The following is a 22097-nucleotide window of genomic DNA, read 5'->3' as shown; positions in this document are numbered from 1 at the left end:
TTGATTAGATGAACACGGCTAGGTTGGACATGCCGAGGACCGACTGGTCCACGATGATTTCACGGCTCACCAATTTATAAATACCATCGACTTCACGCCAGATATCACGGCGCTCGGCGGTCAGGCTCTCATTGTCCGGACTGTCGCCCCGGCTGCGTTCTAGGTAGATATAACTGACGACTTCATATTCACTAGCAGTGTCACATTCACCAATTCGAACATTGGTTACGAAACGCCGACACCGCGATGGCGGATCTTCTGCCCAGGCACTTTTTTGAAGGCGTCCGGTGCGCATCAGAATAGAGTTATAATCTTCGTCAAAGTGGAACATTGTCCGCATAACGTCGCGGTCCTTATTCGGGCCCGTACGGGTGATCCGGATAGGAGCTTGATATACCAAATCCTCTGTCAGCATCGCAACCCAGTCATCAAAGCGCCGTTCGTCGAGAGCAGCGGCCTCATCATAAAGCGTTTCAAGCAGTTTGTTATATATTGCCGAACCTAGTGGCACACGTTTGCGCGATACCAGCCCACGAATGATTGTCGTGGAATCAGGAGCTGCGGTTGATTTTGTTTCCCAAGTCATATGTTATTCCTCCCGCCTATCAGGCTTCACTCATCAATTTATGGTAAGCAAGCCACCAATTCCATTGCGTGTCATCCTTGGTAAAGCCGGGATACAGAAGGCCGTCCCCTTTCCAGCCCTCGGGCCGTTCGTGACCATGCAGCGCCTGATATTTCAGCGTCATAGTCTTACTAGCCGCACCGCGTGCATTTTTCATGATGACGGGCCAGACATCGGCATCATCCTGCTCGATAGTGCCAGATGTGCCAGTTTGCTGAACTGCATTTTGTAGCATGTCGCGCTTCATTTGTTCGGGCGCGTCTTTTTCCGCAAAGATATAATTGACGAACTCGACCTTGTCCGGCCCTTTCGGCACATAAGTATGTAGCGCGAGCGCACCGGAGGCCCCCCCATCAGTGCGTGGTGCAAAAATGAAAGCGATCAGAATGTTCGGAAACATTCCGCCTACCTGTGGTGGGATAGTTGCCAGCTGCTCTACCTGATCAGCCGACAGGTTTTTGAACAATTGCGGAATCATCTCTTTGGTGATGCCCGGCGGCGTCAGCAGGTTGAGACGTTCTTCCACTGATTTGCCTTCAAATGGCACATCAGCAAACATCTTGAATGTCTTTTCAGCTTCGAGGCAGCGGAGCGAATGACCCTGCTCGCAAGACACATCGACACCATACATACCTGGCGCCTGATCATAGATTGACTCGGCCGTTCCGCCCATCACACCGCCTTCCATCAAACTGCGGTGAAGCGTCAATGTGTGAAAACCATCGGAGCCCGATTGTTCACCCGGAACCTTCCAGTTGCATGGCAACACAAAGCGTTGCGGTGGGCCAAGCAACTCCAGACCACTATCGGTCCGGCAAAATAGCTGGTCCATGTAATATTTGATATCGCCCATATATTCATCAAATGATGGGCCGTCGACATTCCATGTGGCAAAGATCAGGCCACCATAAAGATGCACCCGGGCTTTTTTGAGGCCCAATGTCTTTTTATCAACATCATTGCCGTGCATCTTTTCGCGCTCGACCGGTGCGCCGATAAAATCGCCATTCGGCTTGAAAGCCCAGCCGTGATAGATGCACTGATGAATAGGCTTGTTGCCTGCTTCGCCTAGACAGACGCGCATTCCGCGGTGAGGACAGACATTGAGCGAGGCATTGACATTGCCTTCCCGATCGCGCGCGACGATGACATTATCTTCGGCCATATCGCGGACAATGAAGTCACCGGATTTCGGGATTTCGCTCTCATGGCCTAACAACAACCATGTTTTGGCAAAGATTCGTTCCATTTCATGTTGATAAAGTTCTTCATCGGTCATGACACGTAACGAGACTTCGTTACTGTCCCGCATGATCAAATCGTCAAGCGATGTACCATCACGCAAAACTAAGCTGGATTTCTGTAACATGCTGCTATTTCCTCTCCAGGACATTTTAAGGTTGATTCGCGTTATACATATTGAATATAATCTGTTCAAGTTGTAAATTACATGCTAATGAAAATTCATAGGAGAAGTACATGTCTGATGAGACAAAATTAAAGGTAGAAATCAACAAGCCTGCATGTTGCGGCTATGGCGTTTGCGCGGAGATCTGCCCGGAAGTCTACAAGCTGGATGAAAATGGAATGGTCTACGTTGACGATCCGATCGTGCCTGCTGGTTTGGAAGCTGCGGCACGCGAGGGCGCCGATGCCTGTCCGCAATCTGCACTACAAGTGGTTCCGGTCTGATTGTTTCAAGACAATGAATGTGTCAAAAATCATCAGCAACCATCCGGATGAGGCGGGCGGTTTGCCGGTCCCAGGCGGCCTGATATTGGGTTGACCAACATTTGCCCGAAATCTCGGCGAGACAGGTGACCAGCATATCGAGTAGTTCGGCATAAAGCCGAAATGGAATATCACCATAGCTGCGATGGGCAATAACGTGGTTTTGGATCGAATTCTCGACCCATTGCTCGCCCTGTGCCAGCGCGAGTAGGCATTCCAATATTTCGTTGACCATTTGACCTTTGGTGGTGGTGGGATGGAAAAAGCTTGCCTTTTGTTCTGGGTGGGCTGCGAAGAATTGCGCGTAAAGGCGCTCTGTTATATCGACATCGGCTTCCACGACGATGAATAGCGATTGCTCCATAATTTCTGCATCATTCTGATATCCGTCAGTCATATCGTGCTTTCCCTGCGCTCCTGTTACCATGCTATGAGCGCTGCTTTATAGCTGCCGCGATAGATTCAGCGCGGATTTTTACTTTTTCGAGTTTGGTCAAGTCGCATTTTGTCGCGCCTGTCGCTAGAGAGGTTCGAATTTACGAGCTTAACTCAACGATCAAGTCGACAGAGCCTACCGGGAGAACAAGATGCGACCGTCAGTTGAACCACTATTTACTTCATTTGAATATGGGAATCTTTCTCTTGCGAACCGTTTCGTCATGTCGCCGATGACGCGCAATTTTTCGCCTGATGGCGTTCCGGGTGATAATGTTGCGTCTTATTATACACGCCGCGCGACCGCGAAAACTGGCCTGATCATCACCGAAGGTATCGGCGTCAATCACCCGTCCGCAATCGGTCACAGCACCATGGGAGAAGAGAATATCCCTGTGCTACATGGGGAAGCAGCTCTGGCTGGCTGGCGCAAGGTAATAGACGATGTCCATTCTGAGGGCGGCAAGATCATTCCGCAGCTCTGGCATATGGGTGGTGCGCGGCTCGAAGGCACTCCGCCGCATCCCGAGACCAAATCCATGCGGCCTGATGACATGAGCGAGGATGAGATAGCCGAAATAATCGCAGCATTTGTAAGCAGCGCCGCCAATGCCAAGGCTATCGGTTTTGATGGTGTAGCACTGCATGGTGGACATGGTTATCTGATTGACGCCTTTCTGTGGAAGCAAACCAACCGTCGCGATGACGCGTGGGGCGGGGATATAAAACGCCGCACGCGCTTTGCGTCCGAACTGGTGAAAGCAATTCGCGCCGAAGTGGGTCCTGATTTTCCGATCCTGTTCCGCCTGTCCCAATGGAAAATGCAAGATTATGAGGCAAAGCTTGCGGAGACGCCCGACGAACTGGCGATCATCACCGGTACGCTTGTCGAGGCTGGCGTGGATATATTCGACGTGAGTACCCGCGTGTTTTCGGTCCCTGCCTTCGTAGGCTCAAATATGGGGCTGGCTGGATGGGTGCGTAAACTTTCCGGAAAGCCGGTCATGACTGTGGGCGGCATTGGTTTTGACAAAGAGCTAGCAGCAAGCTTTGCGGAGCCGACTAGCGCCTTGGATAATCTAGATGAAGTGGTGCGCCGGTTCGAAGCGGAGGAGTTTGATTTGGTTGCTCTCGGCCGTGCCCTGCTGATGGATCCGGAATGGGTGTTGAAAGTGCAGGCAGGCGAACCGTTTGAAGCATTCGATCTGTCGGCATATAGCCGTCTGGATTGAAGAGAATGGATGCATTGGGTTGTCAGTCGACTATTGTTAGCACCCGTGACCATTGCGACTTTGCCATGCAGACTGTGCTTCAGGATATTTCAGCGATCAATTGAGCCGTATTATGGTCTTCAAACGCGGTTGTCAGCCGGAAGTGATTCATGACATTTATTTCCCAGCCATAATTTACCACCGGCGTAGTTAACCAGCCAATATAGACGCCCCACATCAGGCAGCGGCCAAATTCGGTAAAGCTGATTTCAAATGACGGGGGATCAGTCACGCCTTCCGCCGCCAGTCTGTCTAGATAGAAATGCACAAGCTCTTGTTCGTTGGCGCGGCGATCCTCTACTGATAGTGATGTCGTTATTAGATAGCTCACGTCATGCATATGATGGCCGCGACAGGTGAGTTGCCAGTCAAGTAGTCCCCCCGATCCATCCGGCAGCAGATAGGTGTTGCCGATATGCATATCTCCCTCGACTAATGTTTGTGGCAGGCTTTGCTGGTGTTGATGAAGTGCGAGAGTAGCATCGCGTAATTCCGGTCCAGTGATGCGCAGCCTTTGCACCATCTCGCGCTTGAACGACACGGTATCAATTTCATGCTGGATCAGTGGTTCTGCGCCATACATCAACAACTCGGCTACCTTGCCCTCAACATGACTACCTGCCCAGGCTAGATCGCCGTTTGGACGCAGGCGCGGACTTTCCCAATAATGCGCGTGAAGTTTGGCCTGCTGAGATAAAATGGAACGTATGCTGTCCAGCGACACAGGCGAGAGGACGTTTGGAAAGGTCGCGCCGCGTAAAGTCAGGTCTTCTAGCACGATCGCGAAGTTGCTTGATGAAGCATCAAATCCGGCGCCAAAGGCCCGCGGGGCTTCAATCTTCATTTCCGGACGAATATGTTTATAGAAATTGACTTCGTTTTCGTAAAAAGGCGCCATTATTTTATCAACTCCGCGCGAGATCTTGATGATTAAGCGCTTGGGCAAGTCGGGGGGACTGTCCGCACCATAACATACATCAACAGCAACACGGCCCGCCGTTGACACGAATTGCTCACCATAGGCCTTCGCCTCGATCGTCGTTACCTCTGTGACAGTGACGCCGGGCACCAACTCCGCCATCAGAGCAGTCAGATAGGCCGGAGAGATGTCATCGGCCGATGTCGGATGCTTTAGTTGGGTATTCATTTTGTAAATCCTTTCCAATGTCTGCAATGCATCGAAAGCGGAAAACTCGCCTGAGGTTGTCGCTCTCTCTCTCTAAAATGCTTCCGAAGTCGCATAGATATGCATCCGCGCAGCATTGGCATTGCCGGTCTGTTCGCACATGAATAATATTGCGCGGGCGATGTCGTCAGGCACCATCGGTGGGATATATTCATCCCAGCCGGGCAGGCCTTTTGACTTCATATCCTCAAAAATTTCAGTCGTGGTCGTACCTGGAGCAACAATGCCAACCCGCACGCCGCTGCCTGCCATTTCGACGCGGAGCACATCGGTAAAGCGGTCTAGCGCCGCCTTTAACCCTCCATAAATGCCGGTGCCAGCTGCCGTTAGACTGGCTCCGATACTGGAGAGGTTGACGATCTGTCCGCTCCCATGCGCTTTCATGTGGCGCGCAAACAACAGGCTGGCACGCACAGCGGCTGTATAGTTGATCGCGATCAATGGCTCCAGTTCCGCGAGATCAAACGCGTCGACGTGGCTGGTGCGCAAAATTCCCGCATTGTTGATGAGAATATCCACCTTTCCCAACTGAGCGATAGCGGTGTCCAGCATGACCTGGGCCGCGTCTTCCTGGGACAGGTCCAACGCGAGATGACATGCGCTGTCGCCAATTTCCGCTGCCAGTGCAATCAGCCGTTCTTCCCGCCGGGCGACCAGCATCACCCTTGCTCCTGCTTGGGCCAGTGCGCGCGCTGTCGCCTCGCCAATGCCGGAGGAGGCTCCCGTTACAATAGCGGTTTTTCCAGAAAGGTTGGTCATGGGGTTGTCCTCAATCAATCAATACGGGTGTGAACAGGCGCCGTGCGATCCGCCAGCCCCCGCCAGTGCGGACCAGCTGGTCATCATAATAGCCAATGCCGCGATGAACAGGGCCGCCCTCATTAATTGGCATGAGCAGTGCATCGACATAAGTTCGGACACGGACCTGCTCTTTTTCGGCCCGGATCTCGATATTGGTCATGCGGTGCAGCGTGGGCCCCAAATCGGCATGGGCCTGCTTCATATAGGCAGCGATTGCGGCGCTACCCTGCCATTTTCCGAAATTGCCGTAATCTGCCTCGCAATCTTCGGAAAAGCAGGCGCGCAGCCTTTTCCAGTCGCGCTGGTCAATTGATGTCCCATAGGCTACTAGTATCGCGGAAATCGCGCGTTCATCCTGGGCGCTCAAGCCTGAACCCATAAACGTAATTTCGTTCATCTAGCAATCCTCACTGTCCGGCTCACAAATCTAGAGATCAGGGCAGGGGACTCGCCCTTCTTTGGATAGGCGTATTGTGCGCCGGCTCGGCAATTCTGTTCGTTACTGGAAAAGGATGATTGCAATGCTGGTATCGAGTTTATGCATGGTGGGATATGACGGTCCCGCGCCGGGGCTTGAAATCTGGCCCGCTCAGCCTGATTATTGCAAACCGGATATCGCGCTGGCCTCGTTCAATCATAGCCTCGCCATGGCTCGGAAAGCGGATGCGCTGGGTTTTGACTGGGTGAGCGTATCGGAGCATCATTATGCGCCGTACATCATGACACCTAACCCGGCTGTGATGGCGGGCGCACTGACACAGGTGGTAAAATGCGCGAAGATTGCATTATTAGGTCCGCTGGTGCCGCTGTCAAATCCGGTGCGGCTGGCCGAGGAACTGGCGATGCTCGACATGCTTTCGGGTGGTCGGATCGTGGTGCTGTTTCTGCGCGGCACGCCCAATGAACACCGCACATATGATAACGATCCGGACGCCACCCGCGCTCAGACGCAGGAAGGCATTGATCTGATCATCAAGGCATGGACGAGTGATGAAGCGTTCGCCTGGGAAGGGGAGCAATATCAGTATAGCAATGTCGCCGTCTGGCCCCGTACGGTGCAGGAACCCCATCCCGTCATATACGGATCGGGCAACAGCGAAGAATCAGTCCGTTTTGCCGCTGCCCGGCGGATGGGTATCGCTTTTTCTTTTGCTCCGCCGGAAACCGTGCGGAACTGGGTTAAGCTTTATCAGGAAGAAGCCGCAAAGGCGGGCTGGCAGCCAGATCCATCGCACGTCATCTATCGCGGCATCGCCTATGCGGCGGAAAGTGACACCCGGGCAGCGGACGATATGGGAGCTTTTTTTGGCGCGAAGGCGGTCGAACAAGCAAAGATCCAGCAGCAAACGTTAGGCGGTCCCCCTGTTGTGCCGTTGATTACCGAACCTTATTTCGTTGGCGGACCAGAGACGCTGAAAGGTCGGATGGAAGCCATTCGGGATTGCGGTGTCGGCGTGGTCGACCTAGCATGGGGCGTCGGTAATCCGGCGCAGCGCGAGGCGGCGATAGATTGCTTTGCCAGTAACGTTTTGGCAACTGCGCAAAGCCTCTAAAACGCATGACCAGTTGGCGCGAAAATATTAACGCCCAACTGGATAAAAGACTGATTTTTCTTGCTGATATTCGCGTAGCCAATGCGGTCCATATTCGCGCCCGATGCCGGAGCGTTTGTAACCACCAATCGGAGCAAAGCTCATTGTACCTGTGCCGCCATTCAATGCGACGCTGCCCGCGCGAATTTGCAGCGCCATCTCATAACCTTTTGCTGCGTCCGCCGTTTCAATGGCACCGTTGAGGCCGTAGCGGGAATCATTGGCTATGCTGACGGCTTCTTCGTCACTGTCAAAACCGATGATGCAGCCAACCGGTCCAAAAATTTCATCCTGCGCAATCGCCATGTCATTGGTGACATTGTCGAACAGGGTGAATTCGGTGAAATACCCTTTGTCCAGCCCGGCAGGCCGTCCGCCGCCACACACCAAAGTCGCCCCTGCTGCATTGCCGAGTGCAATATAATGTTCCACCTTGGTGCGCTGGCTTTCCCGGATAAGCGGCCCCATGCCGACGCTAGGGTCCGCCGCATCACCGATTTTTATCTGCGCAGCAATTGCTGTAGCCGTCGCGACAAAGGCGGGCCGGATGCTGTTATGGACGAGCAGGCGCGTCGGGATTGCGCAGCCTTGGCCAGCATTGACCGAGAGAAAACCCACGGCCATCGCCGCAGCACGCTGCACATCGGCATCCTCGCGGACAATCATTGCTGATTTTCCACCCAGTTCAAGATGCACTTTTTTGAGCGTGGGAGCAGCCTGTGCCATGATCGTCGCGCCGACCGCTTCGGAGCCGGTGAAGGTCACCATGTCGACGCGTTCATCCGTGCACAGCAATTGCCCCTCTTCAATACCGCCCGTGACAATGTTGAGCACCCCTTGGGGCAAGCCGATTTCGTCCGCAATCTCGCCGAACAACAGCGCCGAATAGGGCGTGAACGGAGAGGGTTTCAATATCATCGTGCATCCCGCCATCAGCGCTGGACCAATTTTTGCAAGGTTGAGCAGGAAAGGGAAATTATAGCCGGTAATAGCGCTCACGACGCCAAAGGGCTCGCGTACAACCGTTGTGCCACCGATATTTTTCGGTCCGTCTGGCGCAAACATATTGGGTGTGATGTCGAGCGGCAGTCGCTCACTTTCTTCTTCACGGCGGGCATATTTGATCGTTGAACGCAAATGATTGATCGGATTCATTACCTGCATCATGCGCGTTATGCCTTGGGCGCAGCCGACCTCCGCAACGATGAGAGCGACGATATCCTCTTGCCGCGCAACCAGTGCGTCTACCATGCGGTCCATGATTGCTGCGCGTTCGTCCATCGACATGTTTGGCCAAGGTCCATTATCAAAGGCTTCACGCGCTGCGGCGATTGCGGCATCCACTTGCGGGCTGCTTGCCACTGGCGCATGGCCGATTACGGATTCCGTTGCCGGGTTGATGACAGCTTCGGTGCCGCCTTGAGGAGCGATTCGCTCTCCGTTGATGTAAAGATGGTCGATTTGTGTAAAGGATGTGGTCATATATTGCCCTTTGCTGAAAGAATGATGTCTGCCGCATTCATGGCGATCGCCATGGCGGGCGCGTTTGTATTGCCGGAAACGAGCGTCGGCATGATCGACGTATCGCAGACGCGAAGCCCTTCCACGCCGCGCACCCGCAATTGCGGGTCTAAAACGCTATCTGGGTCCGCCCCCATTGCCGCTGTGCCGGCAATGTGAAAGCTGGTGCCACCCAGATTTAACAAATTGGCAGCAATGTCTTCATCACTCTGGAAAACTGTACTTCTTTCGGTTTCCTCAACTATCCACGGCGCAAGAGCATTTTGCTGGCCTAGACGCCTGATCCATTTGAACAAATCAACAGCGGTATTACGGTCAATGCTCTCGGCAAAATGGTTGGCATTGATGTCCGGCGGTGTATCTGCGTCACGGGAGGTGATATGGGTCCAGCCACGACTTTCGGGTCGCGTGAAATAACCGAGAATGCGCATTCCCGGGAAGCTGTCGAGAACGGGCGCGCCGTTTTTGCCGAGCGACATGGTGACGAGCATTGAACCAATTTGGGCATCTGGCCGCGAAAGCTCCGGGTGTGTTTTGATAAAACCGCCCACTTCATGCGCAGCATCCGTCATCGGCCCAGATTTAAATAGCAAATAGCGCAGCACTGAGGCGATCAGTGGCAGTCCCTGTAAATTTTGATTGGAACTGCCTCCCTTAACCCGCCAGTCGATCGCGACATAGCGATGTTCACGTAAATTTTCACCCACCAGCGGGCTGTGTACGAGCGTTTCGATACCAAGGGCTTGCAATCGCTCGCCATCACCAATGCCTGATAATTCGAGCAGCTTGGGAGATTCCACCGCGCCCGCGCTCAGGATTATTTCACCGCGGCACTGGACCATGCGGTCGGCCAGTTGGACACCCTTGACGCGGGTGCCCTCAAACAAAAGCTTTTCGACACGCTGACCGGTTAAAATATCCAGATTGGGACGCGCCCGCACCGGGTCCAGAAAAGCCCGTGCAGCGGAAAAACGCATCCCTTTGTGCGTGGTCAGAGTCTGATAGCCTACGCCCTGATCGGACACCACATCGACGTGATTTACATCTTCAACGGTTGGCACGCCAAGTTCGTTCGCTGCATTGAGCACTGCGGCGCACAAAGGGTTTCCCGATGGTTGACGGGAAATGCGCAACGGACCACCCGTTCCGCGCCATTCGTCATCACCCAGTACATGGTCTTCCAGATCGACATAATGCTCGCCGATCTTGTCCCAGCCCCAACCGGTGCAACCGTCTTTCTCCCAATCATCATAGTCCTGAGGGCTGCCCCGCATATAGACCATGCCGTTGATCGAACTGGAACCACCAATCGCACGGCCCTTCAACCAGACCTCTTCCGGTTGATTGCCAGCCGGGGTGACGGGGTAGGCGTAAACATGCTCGTTTCCCGGTGTGAGCAATTTGCCGATGCCGCGCGGCATTTTAATAAGCGGGCTTTTGTCATCCGGCCCGCTTTCGATCAGCAACACGCGCGTTTGCGGATCGGCCGACAGCCGGTTGGCCAATACGCAGCCAGATGAACCTGCGCCGACAATAATATAATCATAGATTTCATACATTCATCAATGGCCTTTCAGCAAGTCAGCGTGCTGTCCTTCACCACCAGCGATTGGCCCGTTGCAGAGCCGAGAGGGCCTATCCAGTGACAGGTGGGCGACGACCATTTCATACACATGTAGTCTGGCAATGCTCAGGAAAAGAGGGAGAGTTTGTGGTGACTGCAATTCCAACCGCCGAAGCGATGCTAGCGGCCGCCGGTTTATCCGATGATCTGGCGGCTGGCACTTTGCCGGGATTAACAGCGGCGTTGTCAGCATTGGGGCAAGAGAGCGGGCTTTCGGCAGATGGCCGTGCGCGGGCGCTCGTTCAATTTGAGGACAATCTGGCGCGGTTGGCGACAATAGCAGCCGACAGGAAGGCGCATCCCGAAATTGCGGAGGTGGTGATTGACCGGCCGGTCTTCATTCTGGGCCTGCCACGCTGCGGTACCTCCATTCTCCAAGCACTCATCGGGGCGGACCCGCAGGTGCGCACACCGTTGCAATGGGAGGTTGCCGCGCCGTCGCCACCGCCAGAGGTCGACAGTTTTGATAGCGATCCGCGCGCGGACGGCTTTGACGCTTATGTCGCAGAGAATTTTACTGGCGCATGGGCGGATGTTCTGAAAGCGCACCCCATTGGCGCGCGCATCCCGCAGGAATGTGGTATGATATTAGAGACTGCGTTTCAGGGCATCAACCCGACAATGCTATTTCGCCTTCCAGACTATTATAGCTGGTATCGCGACGCCGATACGAGCTTCGGTTATCAGGTCCACAAGATGTGGTTGCAGCATCTGGCATGGAAAAATCCGCGCAAGCGATGGGTACTGAAGGTTCAGGAACATGCTTTTCACCTGCCTGAACTTATGTCTGTCTATCCTGATGCCGTGCTGGTGCAGCCGCACCGTGATCCGGTGACGGTGATGGCTTCGATCTCACGCCTGATCGAGGTCATCCGCTGCGTGAGTTTTGCTCAGATTGATCGCGCTGCGTTGGGGCAGGAACTAATGCATTTATGGCATGATGGTCAGGTGGCATCAATGGCATGGCGCAAGGCAAATCCGCAGATACAAGTGCATGATCTGCGGTTCAAGGATATCGTCGCCGATCCGGTGACTGCGGTGCGCAGTATCTATGCCCATGCCGATATGGATTTCACCCCCGAGACCGAGCGTGCCGTGCAGGGCTGGTGGGATGCCAACCCGGCGGACAAGCATGGCCAGCATAAATATGAACTGGCGGATTATGGGCTGACCCGGGAACAGGTGGAAAGCGTCTACGCCGATTATATCCATGCTTACGGCGATTATCTGTGAGCGGCTGGGAAGAACGCATTGCCCGCTTCGGCGATACGTCCGAGTTGCTGAAGCTGCTCGCCAATCCCAATGACCCGCAAGCTGCCGCAGAAGCAGAACGTCTGTTCTGGATGACGCTGGCTTCGGGTTGGTTCACCGCATTTGCTGATCCCGATCTGCCCGATTTCGTACCCGCTGTGAACACGCATCTGAATTGTATCGGGACCAATCCCGATTTCATTTACGGCACCGCCTCAATCGAGGGCAGCGGCTCCTATCTGTTGACCGGCGAACGCGGTGATGGACTGTTTCTTCTCATGGACATCACAGCTGGCGGCTTGGGCGTGATGGACGAGCTGGGACCGTCTCTCGGCACGTTAGATTTTGACGTGCTGTCACTGGATGATGAAGGCCGGTTTTCTTTGCTGCTTAGCTCTGAAAAACCGGTAGGCTGGGAAGGAGATTGGCAACGGCTTGATCCTGCCGCGCGCTCGCTTTCGCTGCGGCAGGCAAGCTATGATTGGGGCCATGGACGCGAAGCCCGCATCGCAATTGAACGGACCGACAAGTCGCACTTGCCACGCTGTTGGTCAGTCGAGGAGATTGCCGAAAGGCTGACGGCGCTTGCCGGCTATCCAAAGCGGCTTTCCGGAATGGCAATGGGGTTCATCAAGGCGCAGCGGGACAAAGGTCTGTGGAACGCGCTCGAGCATGATGACTGGGCTGGAAAGGGCGGCGTGCAGGGCCAGCATTATTATCAGGGACTGTTCCGGCTGGAACCGGGAAAGGTGCTATTGCTGGAAACCGAGCTGCCCGAAACGGCTCGCTATTGGAATGTCCAGCTATCGGATATGCTGTGGAACAGTGTCGACTGGATGAACCGCCAATCGAGCCTTAATGGCGGGCAGGCGCAAATTGATGCCGACGGCAAATTCCGAGCAGTGATCGCGCTGGATGATCCTGGAGTGCCCAATTGGCTCGACACCGGCGGCAACAGCGAAGGCGCGATCATGCTGCGCTGGACAGAAGCGAGCAGCGGACCAACGCCTAGCTTGCGGCTGGTTGATCTGGCCGATTTGCGTTCGCAGTTGCCTCCAGACACGCTGGACGTCACGCGTGAAATGCGCGAGGCACAATTGCGAGCGCGGCGGCGGGCTGTGCAATATCGGCGTCGCTGGTAAGTCGGTGGATCAGCTTTTAGGCTGACTGTTCTTTTGTGCGCTTCGGCCAAATTGTTGCCACCATGTCATCAGCGCTTGTATCGTCGGCTCCAGCGCTTTGGTTGCGTCAGTCATGCTGTATTCGACGCGAGGCGGGACTTCAGCATAAACGGTGCGTGTCACTAGGCCATTGGCCTCCAGCTCGCGCAACTGCTTGGTGAGCATATGCTGTGTCACACCGTCGATCGTCCGCAGCAGTTCGCCGAATCGGTGAGTACGATGATATAATAGCCAGAGAATTTCAAGCTTCCACTTTCCCGAAATGAGGGTGAGGGCCTTGCGTAAATCCGCATATTCCTCGGGCTGAACATCGCGGTTTTTCTCAATAGTCTTATTTTCCATACTTACCCTTTGAAATTCATCCTACTTGTTAGAAATGATGTAAAGGAATAGTCAACTGCATTATTAGGTTCGGGTTGATCCTAGATCAGGCAATATATCGGCCCGATCAGATGGAAGCTCTAAGAGCCACTAGATTTTAGACGGAGAAGTGCGATGCAGATAGAATTTCCTAAACCGACAATACCGGAGCATGTTCCGCCGTCTTTGGTTCGCCCTTTCCCTTATGTTTTCGGGATGACAACGCCGGAAGATCCTTTTGGTGATTGGGCTGCTGAGGTCCATGAAGGTCCCGATATTTTCTATGCGCCTCATGCATATCCCGGCGGCTCCCCTGCATGGGTAGTGCGGCGCGCCGAAGACTTGCGGAAAATCTATTTGGATACGGACACCTTCTCCAGCAAGGACTTTTCTCCTTTCTCCAAGCTTGCGGGTGACACTTGGATTAATACGCCGGTGGAGATTGACCCGCCAGAGCATGCCAAATATCGTGCCTTTATCAATCCGTTGTTCACGCCAAAGGCGATGGCAAAGCTTGATGAAAAGATACGCAGCTATGCAGCGGAATATGTAGAGAGTTTTCGCGAGAAAGGCTCGTGCGAATTTATGGAAGATTTCGCCTTCGAATTTCCAATCAAGGTATTCCTTGAGCTGATGGATTTTCCATTGAGCAACACCAAGCAATTTTTGGAGTGGGAATATGGCCTGCTGCATGAAATGGACATGTGGAAGATCGCAGAAGCCACCCGCAATGTAGTCGGATTTTTGCGGGAACAGATCGAAGACCGCCGTAAAAATCCGCGCGACGATGTTATCAGTTACGCGTTGGGTGTGGAGATTGACGGGCGTAAACTGACCGAGGATGAGCTTGTTGGATTTTCCTTCAATTTGTTTATTGGCGGACTGGACACGGTTTCCACAAACATGGGGCATCAATTCCTCCATTTGGCCCGCAATCCGCAAGACCAGAAACGGCTGAAGGATAACCCAAAGCTGATTCCAAATGCGATTGATGAAATGATGCGCGCCTATGCCGCTGTCTCAACTTTCCGCACTTGCACAAAAGAAACTGAATTTGGCGGTGTGAAAATGATGCCTGGTGACAAAGTGATGATGTCCACTACACTGGCCGGCCGCGATCCTGAGGAATTTCCTAATCCAGAGCAGGTTAGCTTTGACCGGAAACCAAGACTTCTTTCTTGGGGGTTTGGCCCGCATATGTGCGTGGGCATGCATCTTGCCAAGCGTGAGATGCGGATCGCCATCGAGGAATTTGTGAACCGAATTCCCGAGTTTTCCGTCAAGCCCGATCACCAGATCGAATATCATCTGGGTATGATTCAACCGGTTACTCTGCCGCTGGTTTGGTAGTCCGTTACCGAAATTTATCTAAAGGATTATCCATGCCGCAATTTGCCTATGTCGTTCTCAGCAATCCGGTTGCTGGCCGTGAAGATGAATATAATGACTGGTACAGCAATCAGCATCTGGCTGATGTCACTGCAGTTGAGGGCTTCGTTTCTGCGCAGCGTTTTCGTTTGGCGGATGCGGAGGCAGAGGGCGCACCGCAGCAGCGCTATATGGCGATTTACACGATGGAAACGGATGATCCGGCTGCAGCCGTCGAACGGCTAACGGCAACCGTTGAAACTGGCCAAATGTATATGAGCGAGGCGTTCTCGATGGAGGATATGGCCATTCACTTATATGAGGCGATTACGCCAGTTGTTTCAGCAAACGCGAAGGATTGAACATGAGCAAGGGTGAATTTGCAGGCAAAACCGTTCTTGTGACCGGAACGGCTTCTGGCCTTGGACGCGCGGCAAGCCTGCGTTTCGCGGCTGAAGGCGCGAAACTATGCTTGGTCGATCTGAACAGCGACGGTGTTGCAGAAACGGCAGCGAGCATCACTGAAGCGGGCGGCGAGGCTGTTACCTATTCGGGCGATTTGGGTGATCCGATCAATTGTGCGAAAGCCGTGGCTAGCGCGGTCGATGCCTTCGGTAGCCTGGATGTGCTTTGCAATGTAGCTGGTATCTTGCGGTTTCATGCGCTGGCCGATGTTACCCCGGATGATTGGAACCGATTATTTTCGGCGAATGTCAATGGAGCCTTCTTCATGATTCAATCCGCCATGCCGCATTTGATTGAAGCCAAGGGTAATGTCATCAATGTCGTTTCGACGGCGGCTTTCATAGGACAGGCATATACTGCGCCTTATGCGGCAACCAAGGCGGCGCTGCTCAGCCTGACGAAATCTCTGGCGATGGAATTCATGCATGAACCCGTGCGCATCAATGCTCTCGCTCCCGGTGGAATGATGACAGAAATGGTCCAGAATTTGGAATTTCCTGAGGACGCAGATCAAAGCCTGATCGCGCGCTACATCGGCATTCGTCCGCCGTCGCAGCCAGAAGACATTGTCGAACCGCTGATCTTCCTGGCGTCCGACCGTGCGCGTTCGGTTCACGGGGCATGTTATACTGCCGATAATGGCATTACCTCTGGCTGAAGTAAATATGCGTTAGTCTCAAGCCGCGCCGAGTTTTTCCGCTCCGCCGGTCAGCACCTTGTCTCCCATGCGCAGCCTTGCCTGTTCTTCGGCGGCCAGCCCCTCAGATGTAGGGTTTTGGACCGCGTCTTTGGTCAGCTTGTCGGTCAAATGCTCCCAATGTGTTACGCGCACAGAGGCTTTCTCGACATTAGGCGCATCGGCGAGTAGTGGCGCATCTTGCCATGCCCGCCACGCATTGGCGTCATTCACCTTGTATATACCGACATAATTATGGGACGGGGTCGTCGGGATCATCTGGCCGTATGTGCGAAACATAGCGAATCCTGCAGATTGTATGCCGGGGCGTCTGGCTGCTTGCGGCAAATAGCTATCGGTATACCATTCGCGAAACTCCTGTTCCTGTCCCGGCACGGCATTCATCTGCTCGAGCACGATCCCGCCAATATGAGGGGTTTCGGGATCATTGTCGCGGAAGGCCAGAGGGTAATAATGATAATCTTCCAACACGCTATCATCAATAGCATTGGTGACCATCATCCGGCTGGTCAGCGCGTTATCCCAATGCTCGCGGGAAAAGCGCTCAGCATCGAAAACATCATATAGAGCCAGACATTGCCAATCGAAAGCTTCGGGTAAATCCATCGGCTGATGGGCGCTGCGGCTAAAACGCTGGGCGGCGATTGAACCACGAAAGCGCAAGGCGTCACGGACATGAATATTGCTGTACCAGTCATCCAGGTCATCTTCACGGCCGGGATGTGCTTTGGTGAGAACAACGAGAACCGCTTCGATCATGACTTTTATCCCGCTGCTGGAGTGAAGGGTATGTGCGGCGCGCCCATGGAGGCACGATAGGACATTGGTTGTTTTCCGTCTAGATCGACTATGCCGTAACGCTCGGCCAATTCGGCTCCGATAAGGGTCTGTCCGCTCATCTCCATCAGCTTCTTATCTCGGTATAATGCGTCAATCACCAAGCCGGAAAATTCGGGCGTTTCCCAGTGCGGCAACATAGCGCGCAGGTCTTCCGGGATCATCTCCGGCGGCATCGCTTTTACCGCATCGGTCAGAATGAAGCCGGGCCAATAGGAAATGGCGGCGACGCCGTGAGGGGCAAGATCGACAGCCATGTCGGCCATCATTTTATCGGTCCCGGCCTTGGCCGCGCCATAGGCTGCGCCGTGGAAATAGGATATTGCGCCATAAAAGGATATGCTGGCAATCAGCCCCTTGCCCGCTGCTGCCATTATTGGCGCTGCATGCCAAGCAGCAACATAGTTGGAACGCAGGCCCACATCGATCATTTCAGCTAGCCTGAGCGGCTTTTCCCAGAAGGGGCCAGGTACCATGAGGTCTTCACCATAAACGGCTGCTGCATTGTTGACGAGAATATCTATCCCGCCCAGAAGCCGCTTTACCTGCGCAAAGGCGGCTTCTACCTGTGCGTCATCCTTGTGGTCACAGACGATTGCCAGCGCTTTGCCGCCTTGCGCTTCTATTTCAGCGCAGACGTCGGCCAATGCTTTGATATCTCGTCCCGTTACGCCGACGGTTGCTCCTTTTGATCCCAATCCGCGCGCAATGCCCCTGCCGAGTCCTCGTGTCGCTCCTGTTACAACGGCTATATAGCTCATGATATTATATCCTCATTTCCCGTTTGATATTGGCAATGCATAGGCGATCAGCTTGTCGCTATAACCCGACAGGATACCGCCATGACCACCCGCGGCGATTACCACAAATTGCCGTCCGGACTTTTCCGACCAATAGGTCATCGGGGTGGCATTGCCGCCCGCGGGCAATCTGCCCTTCCATAATTCCTTGCCCGTCTTGATGTCATAAGCACGGATCATATGTTCCTGAGTCGCGCCGATGAACGCCAGTCCTGACCCTGTAATCACCGCGCCGCCGATATTGGGAACACCCATCGGGATGGGTAGCCCAGTGCTGAGTAAGAGCGGGCCGCTATCCCGTGCGGTTCCGAATGGTTTCTGCCACAAAAGTTTCCCGGTGTTGAGATCCACCGCGCTAACCAGACCATAAGGCGGCTGAGTGCACGGTGCGACCAGCGGAGAGAGAAACGGTGCAACGGATGCCGCATAGGGTGTGCCAGCCTGAGCAACTGGTCCGGCAACATTTTCGAAGCTCGGTTTTGCAACCGGTTTCAGCCCCATTTTGTCGGCCTCGTTGCGCGGAATCAACTTGTTATAGTTGATCACATGGCTGGAATTCACGAAAGCGATTCGGCTTTCGGGATCGACTGCTATGCTACCCCAATTATTACCCCCCAAAGTTCCCGGCCACATGATCGACGGATTGTCTGCTTCGAGTGGTGTCATCGAGCCGTCGAAGCGCGCTTGTTTGAATTTGAGGCGACACCATGCCTGATCAAGCATGGCCATGCCCCACATGGTTTTTTCGTTCGGGCGCGGGCCAGTAAAGTTCGGCAAGCCAACCGAAAATGGCTGGGTTGGTGAGGACAGGGTGCCTTCGACTTTGCTCACCGCAACCTTGCGTTCGACAACCTCTGCAATCGGCTTGCCGGTGCGCCGGTCAAGCATGAATAGCTCGCCGCGCTTGGTCGGTTGCAGCAGTGCCGGGCGGCCATCGGCCAAGTCGAGCAATACTGGTTGAGCCGGAACATCATAATCCCAAACATCGTGATGCGTGATCTGAAAATTCCACCTAGGCCTGCCGGTTTCGGCATCGAGCGCGACTACGCCGCTTGAATATTTCTCCATCTCGGGTGTGCGGTGCGTGCCGGTATAATCAGGGGTTGCATTTCCCATAGGTACATAGACCAGACCGAGTTTTTCGTCTGCGCTCATCACGCTCCAGCTATTGGGTGTTCCGGGAGTGTATGTTTCTCCGGGACCCGGTTCGCCCAACCGGTCGGGCTGACCCATGTCCCATGCCCATGCGAGGTCTCCCGTGACCGCATCGAAAGCGCGGATCACGCCTGACGGTTCTCCTACCGTCTGTCCATCGGTTACCCAGCCACCGATAACGAGCTTGCCTGCGATGATCGTGGGAGGCGAGGACACATGATAATAGCCCTTGGGCGCGTCGCTCATACCTTTCAGCAGATCGACAATGCCAGCCTTGCCGAAATTTGCGCAGACCTGACCATCTGCAGCATCGACCGCGATCAATCGGCTATCGATGGTGGCTGTATAAATCCGTTCCGAGCAATGAGTTTCGGCAGATCCTTCTGGTACGCGGTAATAGCTCACGCCGCGGCAGGTCTGTCCGAAAATCCCTGTCGTGTCGGCATTCGCAATATAGCGCCAAACCTGCGCGCCTGTTTCGGCATCGAGGGCGATAATGTCATTATATCCGGTGCAAAAATAGAGTTTCTCACCAATCTTGAGCGGTGTTGCCTGAAAGGGGGCAGCTTCCCCGTTCGGTTCTTTGCCCAGCGAAAAGGTCCAGCTTTCGGCCAGCGCGCCCACATTGGCTGCCGTTATCTGGGCCAGCGGGGAATAGCGGCGTCCAGCCTGGAAATTGCCGTAATGGTGCCATTCGCCGTCACGGGCCTGGGCGGGTCCGTCTGCCATTAAGGCCAGATCATCACCACCTGTAATGCGGTCATTCCAAAATATCCAACCCGTCCCGCCGATTGTGCAGACCAGTAGTAAGCCTAGAAGCGAAAGCGTAATCGCCGAGTGCGGCTTTGTTCCAAGCGAACGCCGGACCCATGGCGTCAGCAGCCACACGCCTATGCCGGTTAGCAATCCGAGCCGCCCGAGTAGCGGCCAGAAGGAAAGGCCCGATTCCCATAACGCCCAAAAAAAGGTAATTGCCCATAACAGGCCGAACAAAGTCAGCGCTTTCGCTGATTGTCTCCAGAGAAGCCATGAGACCACTGCTAGCGCAAGCCCTGAGAACAGATAATAAGGTGAACCGCCAGCGAACAGCAACTGCCCGCCAACCCACAGAAGGCCTAGTCCAAGCAGCAGAAGCAATAGCGCAAGCAACCGGTTGAGAATTATCATGAGCTATTATTTCCAGAGTAAGAGTTTTCAGGGAACAAGAAGGCTGGGCCCTCCAAACAGGGCGCGGCCGATCATCGCCGGGCCGATATTGACGACAAAAAAGCTTATCTGAAAGACGGCAATCATACTCCACAAGCGGGTCCATTCGCGCCGCCAACCGGTCGGTTTGGAAGCGACTCCAGCGCGCTTCTCGTGGGACATCAAGCCGTCCGAATCACGGTCCGCTAGAATGCCAACAAACCAACCTGCCCAAATCCCGATCAGCAATGGGAAAATCAGTGGCAGGCTGCCATTTTCGCTTTCCAATGCGGGGCCGACGACTGAGTCATAAGTCCACCAGCCATTCGCGACCGAACTACCCTCGACATATATCTGATAGGCGAGGAACAATGGAAATGCCGTCAGCATAGCCAGTACTCTTACCGACCGGGTCGGAAATTTGCGCTTGAGCCACATAACGAGCGAAGTGAGCAGCGGAATAGAAATGGCGAACCACCAGCCCCAACTGAAGGGAATGAACAGCGGTTTGACGGGAGTGGTGTAGGCCATCTCACCCCAAAAGGGTAGGCGTGCGAAAGCCGGGTTCCACGCCACATAGGCACCCCAGTCGCCAAAAAATTCTTGCCAGAAGCCGCTTGTCGCTGCAATCAGCACAAGGCCGAACAGTGGCAGTCGCTTGTCTTTTACTGTCCACACCAGCGCCAGTGCCAGAAGTACACCCCATATCCAGAAGCTGCCTGTTTCCATCATCCAAGGATTGATCGGTTCACCCATTGTCTGGGCCGCAATGTCTTGGGCGCTCATGTGGTCTGCTCTTTGATATAGTCAGGCAGATTATGGTTATAGCATTTCTTCTCGTAGAGACTGAAAATGCGCCAGCCATCGATTGTTCTCCGGAATTTGTGAATGTACCAAAGGCCAAAGAAAATCGTCTGGGGCTCGCCGTTATCGCCGGGCACAACCATAGGATTGTGGCAGACGGTTCGCGTTTCGCAATTGTCACCATCGAATTTATATTGGGTCGTCATCACCGCGTGTTGGGCCATCGGAATCGGCTGAAGACTGGTCCGCAGGAATTCCTTAATCTCTGTAAGCGAACCCTTCACTCCGACCATCTCGCTATAGTCGATCACTGCATCTTCGGTAAAAAATTGGTCTAACGCATCAAAATCTTTGTCGTCCACTGCGTAGCAATAGCCCACCAGCAGATCCTGGATTTCAAATCGATCTGATATTTCCTGCAAGGAAAGCGTCATATCTACACCCTTCTCCAATCCCCATTTCTGATCCATACCTAATTGTTTACACAAAGATGGTTCCTTCCCATTGGTAGGTTGCACCGAAGGGGACTGACTGGAAAAGGGCTACCAATCAGAGGCCGCTCCAAGTCATGGAAAGCGGTCGCTTTAAACCTCGATGTCGCGAAATGCGGTATCCAAATGGAGATTATATATGGCTGGCCGTATTCCACCTTTTACCCTTGAAGATTTTAAACTTTCACCTGAAAAACGCGCGGAAATCTGCGATGGTTTGACAGAACGTCAAACCTTCATGGTCAATCAATGGATGGACCTGCACAACAAGCTTAATGTCGGTGACTGGACGGGTTTTGATGAATTCATGGACACGGAGAAGATGACCTATGACAATCCGAACCGCCCCGATCTGGGAACGTTCGAAGAATGGAATACGTCACCCCGCGCACTTTTCGACACTTTCCCGCCCAGCGTGTACCGCACGCTAAAGGCTTGGGGTAAAGGCGACGATGAAATCTGTGTTTTGTGCCATCACCATGGCAAGCACACAGGCGGTCCGTACATGGGCGTACAGCCAACCGGCAATCAGCTAGACGTGCTGTGGTTCAGCTGGATCAAATTTGACGGCGACAAGATCGTCCATATCTATTCGATATCGGACGTTCTTTCCATGCTCATCGATCTGGAAGTGATGGAAGCACCTCAGCCAGTTGATCCCTATAAATAGGATTGTCACTTATTCTGATGAGAAAGGGGAGGCGTTTGGTCTCCCCT

The 22097-nt window shown here is 53.9% G+C and carries 23 protein-coding genes; 9 read left to right on the top strand and 14 right to left on the bottom strand.

Annotated elements, in window-relative coordinates; genetic code table 11:
* Positions 1-4 precede the first annotated feature (4 nt).
* The gene (locus V7676_RS14185; RefSeq protein ID WP_335660363.1) at positions 5-586 is read right to left on the bottom strand and encodes a 3-phenylpropionate/cinnamic acid dioxygenase subunit beta; all 582 of its coding nucleotides are present in this window, start codon (positions 584-586) and stop codon (positions 5-7) included.
* A 19-nt stretch (positions 587-605) separates the two neighbouring features.
* Positions 606-1994 (bottom strand): aromatic ring-hydroxylating dioxygenase subunit alpha, encoded by a 1389-nt coding sequence (locus tag V7676_RS14180; protein WP_335660362.1) that lies wholly within the window; start codon positions 1992-1994, stop codon positions 606-608.
* Between the two features lie 110 nt (positions 1995-2104).
* Between V7676_RS14180 and V7676_RS14175 the strand changes: the two genes are divergently transcribed.
* Positions 2105-2317, top strand: a complete 213-nt coding sequence (locus tag V7676_RS14175; RefSeq protein ID WP_335660361.1) for a ferredoxin — start codon at positions 2105-2107, stop codon at positions 2315-2317.
* 22 nt (positions 2318-2339) lie between these two features.
* On the opposite strand, the gene V7676_RS14170 is transcribed toward V7676_RS14175, so the two are convergent.
* Entirely contained in the window at positions 2340-2753 is a 414-nt protein-coding gene (locus V7676_RS14170) for a hypothetical protein (RefSeq protein WP_335660360.1), read from the bottom strand.
* 190 nt (positions 2754-2943) lie between these two features.
* Between V7676_RS14170 and V7676_RS14165 the strand changes: the two genes are divergently transcribed.
* On the top strand, positions 2944-4023 hold the full coding sequence (locus V7676_RS14165) for an NADH:flavin oxidoreductase (protein WP_335660359.1): 1080 nt from the start codon (positions 2944-2946) through the stop codon (positions 4021-4023).
* A gap of 79 nt (positions 4024-4102) precedes the next feature.
* Here the strand turns inward: V7676_RS14165 and V7676_RS14160 are convergent, their stop codons facing one another.
* The 3 genes from V7676_RS14160 to V7676_RS14150 all read right to left on the bottom strand — a co-directional run bounded on the left by V7676_RS14160 (position 4103) and on the right by V7676_RS14150 (position 6446).
* Positions 4103-5209, bottom strand: a complete 1107-nt coding sequence (locus tag V7676_RS14160; RefSeq protein WP_335660358.1) for a phosphotransferase — start codon at positions 5207-5209, stop codon at positions 4103-4105.
* Positions 5210-5281: 72 nt separating this feature from the next.
* Positions 5282-6007, bottom strand: coding sequence for an SDR family oxidoreductase (locus tag V7676_RS14155; RefSeq protein ID WP_335660357.1), 726 nt, complete (start codon positions 6005-6007; stop codon positions 5282-5284).
* Between the two features lie 10 nt (positions 6008-6017).
* A complete protein-coding gene (locus V7676_RS14150; protein ID WP_335660356.1) occupies positions 6018-6446 on the bottom strand; it encodes a nuclear transport factor 2 family protein in 429 nt (142 codons plus the stop codon).
* 124 nt (positions 6447-6570) lie between these two features.
* Between V7676_RS14150 and V7676_RS14145 the strand changes: the two genes are divergently transcribed.
* The gene (locus V7676_RS14145; protein ID WP_335660355.1) at positions 6571-7602 is read left to right on the top strand and encodes an LLM class flavin-dependent oxidoreductase; all 1032 of its coding nucleotides are present in this window, start codon (positions 6571-6573) and stop codon (positions 7600-7602) included.
* Between the two features lie 27 nt (positions 7603-7629).
* Here V7676_RS14145 and V7676_RS14140 read toward each other — a convergent pair whose 3' ends face one another.
* Positions 7630-9123 carry an aldehyde dehydrogenase family protein gene (locus tag V7676_RS14140; protein WP_335660354.1) on the bottom strand — a complete coding sequence of 498 codons (1494 nt, stop codon included), beginning with the start codon at positions 9121-9123 and terminating at the stop codon, positions 7630-7632.
* Positions 9120-10721, bottom strand: coding sequence for a GMC family oxidoreductase (locus V7676_RS14135; protein WP_335660353.1), 1602 nt, complete (start codon positions 10719-10721; stop codon positions 9120-9122). Before V7676_RS14135 ends, V7676_RS14140 begins: the two co-directional genes overlap by 4 nt.
* Positions 10722-10876: 155 nt before the next feature.
* Between V7676_RS14135 and V7676_RS14130 the strand changes: the two genes are divergently transcribed.
* Together V7676_RS14130 and V7676_RS14125 are read left to right on the top strand one after the other, a co-directional pair.
* On the top strand, positions 10877-12019 hold the full coding sequence (locus V7676_RS14130; RefSeq protein WP_335660352.1) for a sulfotransferase family protein: 1143 nt from the start codon (positions 10877-10879) through the stop codon (positions 12017-12019).
* A complete protein-coding gene (locus V7676_RS14125; protein ID WP_335660351.1) occupies positions 12016-13179 on the top strand; it encodes a hypothetical protein in 1164 nt (387 codons plus the stop codon). The genes V7676_RS14130 and V7676_RS14125 overlap by 4 nt, the downstream gene beginning before the upstream one ends.
* 9 nt (positions 13180-13188) lie before the next feature.
* Here the strand turns inward: V7676_RS14125 and V7676_RS14120 are convergent, their stop codons facing one another.
* Positions 13189-13560: a winged helix-turn-helix transcriptional regulator gene (locus V7676_RS14120; protein WP_335660350.1), complete on the bottom strand. Its 372-nt coding sequence runs from the start codon at positions 13558-13560 to the stop codon at positions 13189-13191.
* A gap of 153 nt (positions 13561-13713) precedes the next feature.
* Here V7676_RS14120 and V7676_RS14115 point away from each other — a divergent pair, with 153 nt between their 5' ends.
* The 3 genes from V7676_RS14115 to V7676_RS14105 are packed head-to-tail and all read left to right on the top strand — an operon-like array spanning position 13714 to position 16069.
* On the top strand, positions 13714-14928 hold the full coding sequence (locus V7676_RS14115) for a cytochrome P450 (RefSeq protein WP_335660349.1): 1215 nt from the start codon (positions 13714-13716) through the stop codon (positions 14926-14928).
* Between the two features lie 32 nt (positions 14929-14960).
* The gene (locus tag V7676_RS14110; protein WP_335660348.1) at positions 14961-15308 is read left to right on the top strand and encodes a hypothetical protein; all 348 of its coding nucleotides are present in this window, start codon (positions 14961-14963) and stop codon (positions 15306-15308) included.
* 2 nt (positions 15309-15310) lie between these two features.
* Positions 15311-16069, top strand: coding sequence for an SDR family NAD(P)-dependent oxidoreductase (locus V7676_RS14105; RefSeq protein ID WP_335660347.1), 759 nt, complete (start codon positions 15311-15313; stop codon positions 16067-16069).
* 18 nt (positions 16070-16087) lie between these two features.
* Here V7676_RS14105 and V7676_RS14100 read toward each other — a convergent pair whose 3' ends face one another.
* The 5 genes from V7676_RS14100 to V7676_RS14080 are packed head-to-tail and all read right to left on the bottom strand — an operon-like array spanning position 16088 to position 21377.
* Complete coding sequence (locus tag V7676_RS14100; protein WP_335660346.1) at positions 16088-16867, bottom strand: hypothetical protein; 780 nt, start codon at positions 16865-16867, stop codon at positions 16088-16090.
* A 5-nt stretch (positions 16868-16872) separates the two neighbouring features.
* Positions 16873-17706 (bottom strand): SDR family NAD(P)-dependent oxidoreductase, encoded by an 834-nt coding sequence (locus tag V7676_RS14095; RefSeq protein WP_442955447.1) that lies wholly within the window; start codon positions 17704-17706, stop codon positions 16873-16875.
* Between the two features lie 12 nt (positions 17707-17718).
* Positions 17719-20067: a membrane-bound PQQ-dependent dehydrogenase, glucose/quinate/shikimate family gene (locus tag V7676_RS14090; protein ID WP_335660345.1), complete on the bottom strand. Its 2349-nt coding sequence runs from the start codon at positions 20065-20067 to the stop codon at positions 17719-17721.
* Positions 20068-20094: 27 nt separating this feature from the next.
* A complete protein-coding gene (locus V7676_RS14085; RefSeq protein WP_335660344.1) occupies positions 20095-20871 on the bottom strand; it encodes a hypothetical protein in 777 nt (258 codons plus the stop codon).
* A complete protein-coding gene (locus V7676_RS14080) occupies positions 20868-21377 on the bottom strand; it encodes a nuclear transport factor 2 family protein (RefSeq protein WP_335660343.1) in 510 nt (169 codons plus the stop codon). Before V7676_RS14080 ends, V7676_RS14085 begins: the two co-directional genes overlap by 4 nt.
* A 142-nt stretch (positions 21378-21519) precedes the next feature.
* Here V7676_RS14080 and V7676_RS14075 point away from each other — a divergent pair, with 142 nt between their 5' ends.
* On the top strand, positions 21520-22050 hold the full coding sequence (locus V7676_RS14075; RefSeq protein ID WP_335660342.1) for an ester cyclase: 531 nt from the start codon (positions 21520-21522) through the stop codon (positions 22048-22050).
* Positions 22051-22097: the final 47 nt, after the last annotated feature.

Origin of the sequence: Parasphingorhabdus sp., from assembly GCF_036963805.1 — a bacterium.
Classification (GTDB): domain Bacteria; phylum Pseudomonadota; class Alphaproteobacteria; order Sphingomonadales; family Sphingomonadaceae; genus Parasphingorhabdus.
The sequence above is the reverse complement of the archived record's forward strand: the minus strand, read 5'-3'. Positions and strand labels throughout refer to the sequence as shown.

What these genes read in the sequence shown, in the direction of transcription:
- V7676_RS14185 (WP_335660363.1), bottom strand. Translation starts at nt 586, where the DNA reads ATGACTTGGGAAACAAAATCAACCGCAGCTCCTGATTCCACGACAATC.
- V7676_RS14180 (WP_335660362.1), bottom strand. Translation starts at nt 1,994, where the DNA reads ATGTTACAGAAATCCAGCTTAGTTTTGCGTGATGGTACATCGCTTGAC.
- V7676_RS14175 (WP_335660361.1), top strand. Translation starts at nt 2,105, where the DNA reads ATGTCTGATGAGACAAAATTAAAGGTAGAAATCAACAAGCCTGCATGT.
- V7676_RS14170 (WP_335660360.1), bottom strand. Translation starts at nt 2,753, where the DNA reads ATGACTGACGGATATCAGAATGATGCAGAAATTATGGAGCAATCGCTA.
- V7676_RS14165 (WP_335660359.1), top strand. Translation starts at nt 2,944, where the DNA reads ATGCGACCGTCAGTTGAACCACTATTTACTTCATTTGAATATGGGAAT.
- V7676_RS14160 (WP_335660358.1), bottom strand. Translation starts at nt 5,209, where the DNA reads ATGAATACCCAACTAAAGCATCCGACATCGGCCGATGACATCTCTCCG.
- V7676_RS14155 (WP_335660357.1), bottom strand. Translation starts at nt 6,007, where the DNA reads ATGACCAACCTTTCTGGAAAAACCGCTATTGTAACGGGAGCCTCCTCC.
- V7676_RS14150 (WP_335660356.1), bottom strand. Translation starts at nt 6,446, where the DNA reads ATGAACGAAATTACGTTTATGGGTTCAGGCTTGAGCGCCCAGGATGAA.
- V7676_RS14145 (WP_335660355.1), top strand. Translation starts at nt 6,571, where the DNA reads ATGCTGGTATCGAGTTTATGCATGGTGGGATATGACGGTCCCGCGCCG.
- V7676_RS14140 (WP_335660354.1), bottom strand. Translation starts at nt 9,123, where the DNA reads ATGACCACATCCTTTACACAAATCGACCATCTTTACATCAACGGAGAG.
- V7676_RS14135 (WP_335660353.1), bottom strand. Translation starts at nt 10,721, where the DNA reads ATGTATGAAATCTATGATTATATTATTGTCGGCGCAGGTTCATCTGGC.
- V7676_RS14120 (WP_335660350.1), bottom strand. Translation starts at nt 13,560, where the DNA reads ATGGAAAATAAGACTATTGAGAAAAACCGCGATGTTCAGCCCGAGGAA.
- V7676_RS14115 (WP_335660349.1), top strand. Translation starts at nt 13,714, where the DNA reads ATGCAGATAGAATTTCCTAAACCGACAATACCGGAGCATGTTCCGCCG.
- V7676_RS14110 (WP_335660348.1), top strand. Translation starts at nt 14,961, where the DNA reads ATGCCGCAATTTGCCTATGTCGTTCTCAGCAATCCGGTTGCTGGCCGT.
- V7676_RS14105 (WP_335660347.1), top strand. Translation starts at nt 15,311, where the DNA reads ATGAGCAAGGGTGAATTTGCAGGCAAAACCGTTCTTGTGACCGGAACG.
- V7676_RS14100 (WP_335660346.1), bottom strand. Translation starts at nt 16,867, where the DNA reads ATGATCGAAGCGGTTCTCGTTGTTCTCACCAAAGCACATCCCGGCCGT.
- V7676_RS14095 (WP_442955447.1), bottom strand. Translation starts at nt 17,706, where the DNA reads ATGAGCTATATAGCCGTTGTAACAGGAGCGACACGAGGACTCGGCAGG.
- V7676_RS14090 (WP_335660345.1), bottom strand. Translation starts at nt 20,067, where the DNA reads ATGATAATTCTCAACCGGTTGCTTGCGCTATTGCTTCTGCTGCTTGGA.
- V7676_RS14085 (WP_335660344.1), bottom strand. Translation starts at nt 20,871, where the DNA reads ATGAGCGCCCAAGACATTGCGGCCCAGACAATGGGTGAACCGATCAAT.
- V7676_RS14075 (WP_335660342.1), top strand. Translation starts at nt 21,520, where the DNA reads ATGGCTGGCCGTATTCCACCTTTTACCCTTGAAGATTTTAAACTTTCA.